The sequence below is a fragment of the Streptomyces sp. IBSBF 3136 genome (assembly GCF_036815105.1).
Classification (GTDB): Bacteria; Actinomycetota; Actinomycetes; order Streptomycetales; family Streptomycetaceae; genus Streptomyces.
In genome coordinates this window covers 1-6707 of record NZ_JAJSZC010000323.1, presented here as the reverse complement: position 1 = coordinate 6707, position 6707 = coordinate 1, and the positions used below count along the sequence as shown (strand labels likewise).

At 70.4% G+C, this 6707-nt stretch carries 5 protein-coding genes and 4 pseudogenes; 6 read left to right on the top strand and 3 right to left on the bottom strand.

Annotation, left to right across the window (positions count from 1 at the left end):
• The coding region (locus tag V7E45_RS37625) for a ricin-type beta-trefoil lectin domain protein (RefSeq protein WP_333778769.1) at window positions 1-1110 on the bottom strand (1110 nt) is incomplete at its 3' end.
• Window positions 1111-1340: 230 nt separating this feature from the next.
• Window positions 1341-1433: pseudogene (locus V7E45_RS37620) on the bottom strand (RNA polymerase sigma factor SigF); the annotation flags it as partial.
• A gap of 275 nt (window positions 1434-1708) precedes the next feature.
• Between V7E45_RS37620 and V7E45_RS37615 the strand changes: the two are divergent.
• From V7E45_RS37615 to V7E45_RS37605, 3 genes are all read left to right on the top strand, one after another.
• Window positions 1709-1948: a hypothetical protein gene (locus tag V7E45_RS37615; protein WP_333778768.1), complete on the top strand. Its 240-nt coding sequence runs from the start codon at window positions 1709-1711 to the stop codon at window positions 1946-1948.
• Window positions 1949-2045: 97 nt separating this feature from the next.
• Complete coding sequence (locus V7E45_RS37610; RefSeq protein WP_333778767.1) at window positions 2046-2225, top strand: hypothetical protein; 180 nt, start codon at window positions 2046-2048, stop codon at window positions 2223-2225.
• 422 nt (window positions 2226-2647) lie between these two features.
• Window positions 2648-3760: a catalase family protein gene (locus tag V7E45_RS37605; protein ID WP_333778766.1), complete on the top strand. Its 1113-nt coding sequence runs from the start codon at window positions 2648-2650 to the stop codon at window positions 3758-3760.
• A 133-nt stretch (window positions 3761-3893) separates the two neighbouring features.
• Here V7E45_RS37605 and V7E45_RS37600 read toward each other — a convergent pair.
• Window positions 3894-4949 (bottom strand): annotated as a pseudogene (locus tag V7E45_RS37600) (IS630 family transposase); the annotation flags it as partial.
• Between the two features lie 712 nt (window positions 4950-5661).
• Between V7E45_RS37600 and V7E45_RS40800 the strand changes: the two are divergent.
• The 3 genes and pseudogenes from V7E45_RS40800 to V7E45_RS37585 form a co-directional block, all read left to right on the top strand.
• Window positions 5662-5844, top strand: a pseudogene (locus tag V7E45_RS40800) (IS256 family transposase); the annotation flags it as partial.
• 388 nt (window positions 5845-6232) lie between these two features.
• Complete coding sequence (locus tag V7E45_RS37590; protein ID WP_333778764.1) at window positions 6233-6373, top strand: hypothetical protein; 141 nt, start codon at window positions 6233-6235, stop codon at window positions 6371-6373.
• Between the two features lie 13 nt (window positions 6374-6386).
• Window positions 6387-6707, top strand: a pseudogene (locus V7E45_RS37585) (cytochrome P450); the annotation flags it as partial.

The following is a 6707-nucleotide window of genomic DNA, read 5'->3' as shown; positions in this document are numbered from 1 at the left end:
GGACGGGCGGGGGCTGCGGCGGCTCGGGGGCCGTGTCGTCGGGCTCGGGCTCCGCGTGGGAGACGGGGACCTGGAAGTCCGGGACGGCGACGGTGTCGGGGACGCCGTCGCCGTGATCGTGACCGGCGGCGCGGTCGTGGGCGTGCCGCCGGCGCCCGCTGAGCGGTGGTCCGCGGAGCCGCCCGAGGGCAGCATGAGGATCGCCAGGGGGACCAGGGCCACGCCGAAGGCCGCGGAGGCCAGTAGTAAGCGGCGGGACGGAGGGCGCCGCGACCCCGTGCCGCCGGCGACGACCCGAGGCTCGGGGCCTTGCCGGGTCGTGTACGCCGAACCGGACCAGGGCAGCAGGCCCTCCGCCAGGACCGCGCGCGGGGTGTCCCGCAGGGTCGTCAGCTCCTCGTGTGCGGCCGTGCAGTGCGGGCATTGGGCCATGTGGGCGTGCAGGTCGGCACTGTGGCGGGGGGCGTCCGCCCGCGTCGACTCCTCGATCAGACGGCGGAAGTCCGCGCAGCGCGGGTCGTCGGAGGCGGCCAGGCGCGACCTGAGACAGGCCTGGGACATCGCCTGGAGGGCCTGCGTTGTGCTGTACACCACGTCCTGGGGGGTGAGGTCGAGGAAGGCGGCCGTGCGGCCCTCGGGCTCCTCGTCCACGACGGCGTACCAGAGCAGGCCCTGGGTGCGTGAGGGCAGGGCGTGGAACGCGGCCAGCAAGGGCGGCAGCGGGCCCCCCGGGGTGCCGGTGGTGTTCAGGACCAGCAGCAGGCCGGGGTCCAGGCCCGCGGAACGGTCGTCGCGGGCCCAGGAGGCGGCCAGCCGGGCGGCCAGCAGCAGGAGGTGGTGGCGCAGCGGGACGCAGGGTTCCACACCGTGTGCCGTCTCGCGGGCCGCCGCCGTGAAGGTCTCGGCCACCAGCCGCCGGGCCGCCGACTCGCTCGCGGTGCACAGCCGGGCGTAGCCGAGGGCCGCCGGGCGGTGCCGTCGGTGGAGCTCCCGCAGCGCCTCGTAGGCGGTGGCGGTGTCACCGCACAGTAGTACGGTCAGCCGCGCGTCCGGCGCCTCGCTGTACGGCCCGCGGCCCGCGTCCCCGGCAGTGTCGCCGCCCTGAGCCATCCTCGCCCCTCTTCGCCCGCCGCCCATCCTCTGTCCTGACCTACCAGCCAGTTTGGGGTGCCCATGGTGGCGCAGGTGACCCTTCTAGAAAAGAGAGTTACTTAAGGTAACTGAGTGGGACTTCGGTAACCGGGAAGCGGACCTGCGAAAAGCGGAGCGGTCCGGCGTCGTGGGCCGGACCGCATCCGCTCGTGGAGGTCACCCGGAGAAGCCAAAAACCCGTAGGAGGCTCATTCCTCCACTGTCAGCCCCTTGCGCAACCGCACCAGCCTGCGCGACAGCAGCCGGGAGACGTGCATCTGGGAGATGCCGAGTTCCTCACGGCAACTGCCCGCACCCGCACCCGCACCGGCCAGCAGCCTTGCTGCCGACGACGCCCCGCTGGGTCTGTACTCCGCCGCGCACCTGATCCAGAACTCCTGCTCCGTCGGCCTGGCCCACGCCGATGCGCTGCGCCGCTTGACGGCGGCCGGTGAGGTCGATCCGGTCAGCCCCTGGACGCTGCTGCGCGGCGCCTCTGGGGAACTTCGCCACGGCTTGTGGCTCCTCGACGGCGCCGGGCGCAGCGAGCGCCGACGCCGCGCCCTGTCGCTGTGGGGTGAGGACATGCGCAACCGGCAGCCGGCAGCAGCACGAGACGGACACCGGCCACCTCCCGTGTGGTGGCGGCCTGACCGGTGCGCAGCGCCTGGCCGAGATCCGCGCCCTCGCCGACCAGCTCGGCCTGGCCCCGCTGACCGCATCCAGGAGCCACCAGATCCTGCACACCGCCGCACCGGCCGCGGGTCTGGCCGCCGTAACGGTGGAACGGGTGCCGGGCACGGTGCTCGGGCGCTGAACGCGTCGAGGGCGCAGGGCCGCCGCTGGGTGGGCACGGTGAACTCCACCGCGCACCCGGGCGCGGATCGGCGGCTGAGTGAAGGTCCACTCGGAGAGTGGAGACCACGGTGGAGCGCATCGGGTGGATTCCACTCCGGCGCACCGGTGTGGTGGGGGAGTGCAAGCCGTCCCGGCGCGTCCAAGACGCCCGTGAGTGCAGCCGGGCCTTCCTCGACCGTCTCGCACGCCCGATCCGAGTCGAGGTCGCCGACACGGTGGTCCTGGTCGTCTCGTAGCCCCGCAACCTGTCGCAACCCGCAACCCGCAACCCGCAACCCGCAACCCGCAACCCGCATACCGCCGAGGCTGGCGGGGGTGAGCGTGACCCCGACAAGGGGTGGCCACCCGGCCCCGCCCCGTGTCCAGCGCGAGCGTTCCCGTGGTGGCGATGGCGAGGGCCACGGTCGTCACCACCGCTGATGCTCGGTCAAGTTCCGCGACAGTCCAGCAGGGTGGGCGTCCGTCAGCACCCGCTCGGGGTGCAAGGTCGGCCGCCCGGTCCGCCCTCGAGCACCGTATGCATCGACCCTGGGGTGTGGTGTGCCCCCGACGTGGTTGCGCTCGCCAACGTGTGATTCACCACAGTCAGTTATGTTGTGCACAATTTAATTGCTGGCTAGCGTCTGGAGTCGACACCACAGCACAGGGAGGCAACATCATGGATCCCGTCCGCTACGAGGATTACCGCCCCGCCGAACGCCTGACTTACCAGCAAGAGTTGGACGCGGTGGTGGCACAGGTGGCGCAGCGCACCCGCACCTCGGTCGAGCGCGAGGTCGTCGGCCGCGCCGTCCGCACGGCCCACGGAAAGACCTACGGCCTCCTCAAGGCCACGGTCACGGTCGGTGACAACCGGGGCTTCTACGGGCAGGGCATCTTCGCCCGCCCGACCGTGTACGACGCCGTCGTCCGCTACTCCAACGGCCTTGGTCATCAACGCCCCGACCATCAGCTCGGCGCGGCGTGTGGGATGGGCATCAAGCTGTTCGGGGTCCCCGGCCCCTCACTGCTGGACGACGAGCCGGACAGCGGCACTTTTGACCTCAACTTGATCAACAACGATGTCTTCTTCGCGAACACCGCCTACGACTACATGGTCATCGAGGACCTGTTCGCGGAACTGCCGGAGGCCCTGGTGAACCCAGCCCGCCGCAAGACCTGGATGGCGGAGTTCCTGACCCGCCAGGGCACGCTCATCGATCCCGACAGCTGGCTGTGGGACGAACTGTTCGCCATGCTGTCGTTCACCACCGTCCCGCGCAGGAACCTGCTGTCGTACACCTACAACAGCATGGGCGCCTTCCGGTACGGCGACCACATCGCCAAGATCCGGACCGTGCCCACGGCCGAGTCCGTGGCCTCCCTGACGCACGAGATCGTGGACGTGCGCGCGGACAACGAGGCGTTCCGCCACACACTTGTTGCCGAGGCCGCGGAACGGGACCACTCCTTCGAACTCCAGGTGCAGCTCAACACCGATCTGGCCCACATGCCGGTGGACAACACCTCCGTGAAGTGGCCCCAGGAACTGTCTCCGTGGGTGACCGTCGCCCGTGTGGCCCTCCCGCGTCAGGACATCGGCGGGGACGAGAACCTGGCGGCCGCCGACGCCACGTCGATCACACCTTGGCGCTCACGCGAGGAGCACCGGCCTGTCGGCGAGATCCAGCGGGTGCGGCAGGAGGTGTACCGGCGTTCGTCCATCGAACGGCACCGCATCAACGGACAGCAGCGGCGCGAACCGGTCAGCAGCGCGCAACTACTCGGATGAGCCGGCTCAGCCGCGTCCCGCCGCCTGCGCTGACCGCACTGGGACTGCGGCAGGGCGACAAGCGACCCAGCAACGGATTCTCGACGCCGCTCAGGTGCTCTTCCCGGAGCGTGACGACGTGTAGCGGCGGGCCCTTCCGGCGTTGTACGGCGAGTATGTCGGGGTGGCGGGCATTGGCATTGCGCCAGCGCAGGTAGGCGTGCAGCGCCCGGGTCTGCACCGTGTGATTCGGATGGTTGGAGTTGGCCAGGGTGAACTGTCGCAGCGGGCCGAAGTGGGCCTCGATCGGGTTGGCCCAGGAAGCGTAGGTCGGGGTGAGGCACAGCTCGACCTTGTTCTTCTTCACCCAGCGGCGGATGTCCGCGCCGGTGTGGGCGGAGAGGTTGTCCAAAATGATGTAGATCGGGGCACCGTCGGGCCGGGCGGCGCGGATCGACTTTAGCGCGGCCAGCGTGTTGGCAGTGCCCCTGCGGCGGTGCTTGACGCCCCACAGCCGGTCGTCGCCGACGGAGTAACAGCCGTGGAATTAGGTCACGCCGCGGGTGCGGCGGTAGGGCGCCGGCAGGCGGTCGGGCTTGCCCTGCCTCGCCCAGCAGGAACCTGCGGTCGGCCTGATGCCCAGGGGCGCGAACTCGTCGAAGGCGAAGCCTCGGTCCGGGAAGTGCTCCAGCACGTGCTCGATGCGGTCGAGCTTGGCGTCGCGCTCGGGGTCGGGCGACTCCTTCCATGTCTTGCTGCGCTGGAAGGTGATGCCGCGGCGCAACAGCAGGCATCGTTAGGCTTCACGGCCGAAACGGATGACGCGTCCGGGCACGCGGCGCAGGTAGGCGGCGAGTTTGCGGACCGACCAGCGGGTGAAGGGCTGGTCGAGCTTGGCGGGGCGGGTGGTGGCCGTCTGGACGACGAAGTCCTCGTCGTCAGCGCTGAGCATGCGGGGACGGCCTCCCGCCCCTCGAGGGTCCAGACAGGCCAGGCCGATCTCGTTGAACCGGTGGATCACATCCCGCACCGTGTCCTCATCGGCCTGGACCAGCTGGGCGATCACCGGGACACGGTTCCCGCCGGCCGACGCCAGCAGCATCATCGCCCGCCCATAGCGCACCGAGCTTGTACTTCCCCGGCGCACGATCTGCTGCAGCTTCTGCCCCTCCTGATCGGTCGGTCGGCGCACCTTCACGGGCTCAGCCACCACACCTCCAGCGGCCGGAACGGACATCATCGCCCATCCAACCGTTCCCACTGCCAACCCGGCGAACCTTCCCGGTCAGAGCACCAGGCGGTGCTGTGCATTCACGGCCGGCGCCGATGAAGCTGCTGCTCCGCGAGCAGCGCTTCGGCAGCCCGGCGGATACCGTCGATGCGGCTCTGCCGTGTCAGGACAGCGGGGCTGGGGGCGGCCCCTTCGCACGCGCCCTGGTACGGGGCCGCCCCGACAACCAACCGCGCGCCGGCCGGCGGCGGTGAGGAGACGCCTCCGGTGTCGCGGGGGAGTTCCTGCCGCGCCGGGCACCTTCCCCGCGCCGGAGGACGGGCGCCTCGTCTCCGCGTCAGCCGGACAGCGAGCGCCCGCAAGCCGCCGCACGGGCCAGGACTTGACGAGCCTGCCGTCGAGGGACACGTAGTGTAGGTATCGCGTGTGGCAATGAGGTCGCCAGGGTTCCACGAGGCCGCGCCGTCCGTGACGAACACCTGGAGCCCGTTGTCGATTAGCCGGTTCAGATCGCGGGCAACGACACGCTGGGAGATGGCTTCCCGCGTAATGGTGTAGCCGATCGCCGTGCGGGTGTGCGCGGGCGGATGCCCGGGGCGTGCATCCGGTGACGGTCTCCGCTCCCTGCGCATTAGGCCGCCGCCGTGCAACTCTCCATGGTGAAGCGGAAGTTAAACGCAGGAGGTTCGCGGTGGCCTTGTCCCGCCCTGACGTACTCCGCCTGCTGGAGTCACTACGTTCGGCGGACCGACTCGAACTCGTGCGGAGTGTGGCCGAGCGGTTGCTGCAGGAACTGATCGAGTCCGAGGCCGCGGCCCGGATCGGCGCCGTGTGGGCAGAGCACACCGAGGCCCGCACCGCCTACCGCAACGGGCTCCTGCGGCTGGTCACCGCCGTGCTCTTCGAGATGCACGACGAATGGACCGCCTTCCCCAGCCGCTACCTGCCCGAAGGCGGCATGGACGAAATCTACGCCGGCGAGCGCGCTCACCAACCCCGTTTTCTCCATTGCACGCAGGCGACGCCTCCGTCCGCGAGGCCCTGGACAGCGTCCTCTACCGCGCCCCCCCGCTGGCGAACTTCGTGATGACCTACCCGACCCGGCCGGTCGACGTCGGCGGCTTCCTGCTTCCGGCCGACCAGCCAGTGGTCATCAGTTACGCCGCCTGCAACAACGACCCCACGCTGGGATCCCACCGGCCGCTGGGCAATCGGGCCCACCTCACCTGGGAGCCGGCCCGCACAGCTCGCATGCGTACCTCATGGCCGAAGCCGCGATCCTCCACGTCGTCGACGCTCTGCCCGTGATGGACCTCGACGGCCACCGGGACGACGTCGTCTGGCGCCCCGCTCCCTTCCACCGCTGCCTGGTCGCCCTGCCCGTCACCTTCCCCACGACCTGAAAGAGACCTCACCGTGTCCGAAGAGCAGATACTCGTCCTCGACCCGACCGGGTCCGACCCGGACGCCGAACACCAGGCCCTGCGCGAGCGCGGCCCCGCGACGTTGGTGGACATCCTCGGCGTGCGCGCCTGGTCCGTCTCCGACCCAGCCCTCCTCAAGCAGCTCCTGACCAGCAAGGACGTCTCCAAGGACGGCCGCGCCCACTGGCCGGCCTTCGCCGAGACCGTCGCCACCTGGCCGCTGGCCCTGTGGGTCGCGGTGGAGAACATGTTCACCGCCTACGGCAAGGATCACAGCCGTATGCGCCGCATGGTTGCCCCCGCCCACTCCGCC

Bases quoted from the DNA above. Each gene is read 5' to 3' on its own strand.
- V7E45_RS37605 (WP_333778766.1), top strand. From the start codon at position 2,648: ATGGATCCCGTCCGCTACGAGGATTACCGCCCCGCCGAACGCCTGACT.
- V7E45_RS37590 (WP_333778764.1), top strand. From the start codon at position 6,233: ATGGCCGAAGCCGCGATCCTCCACGTCGTCGACGCTCTGCCCGTGATG.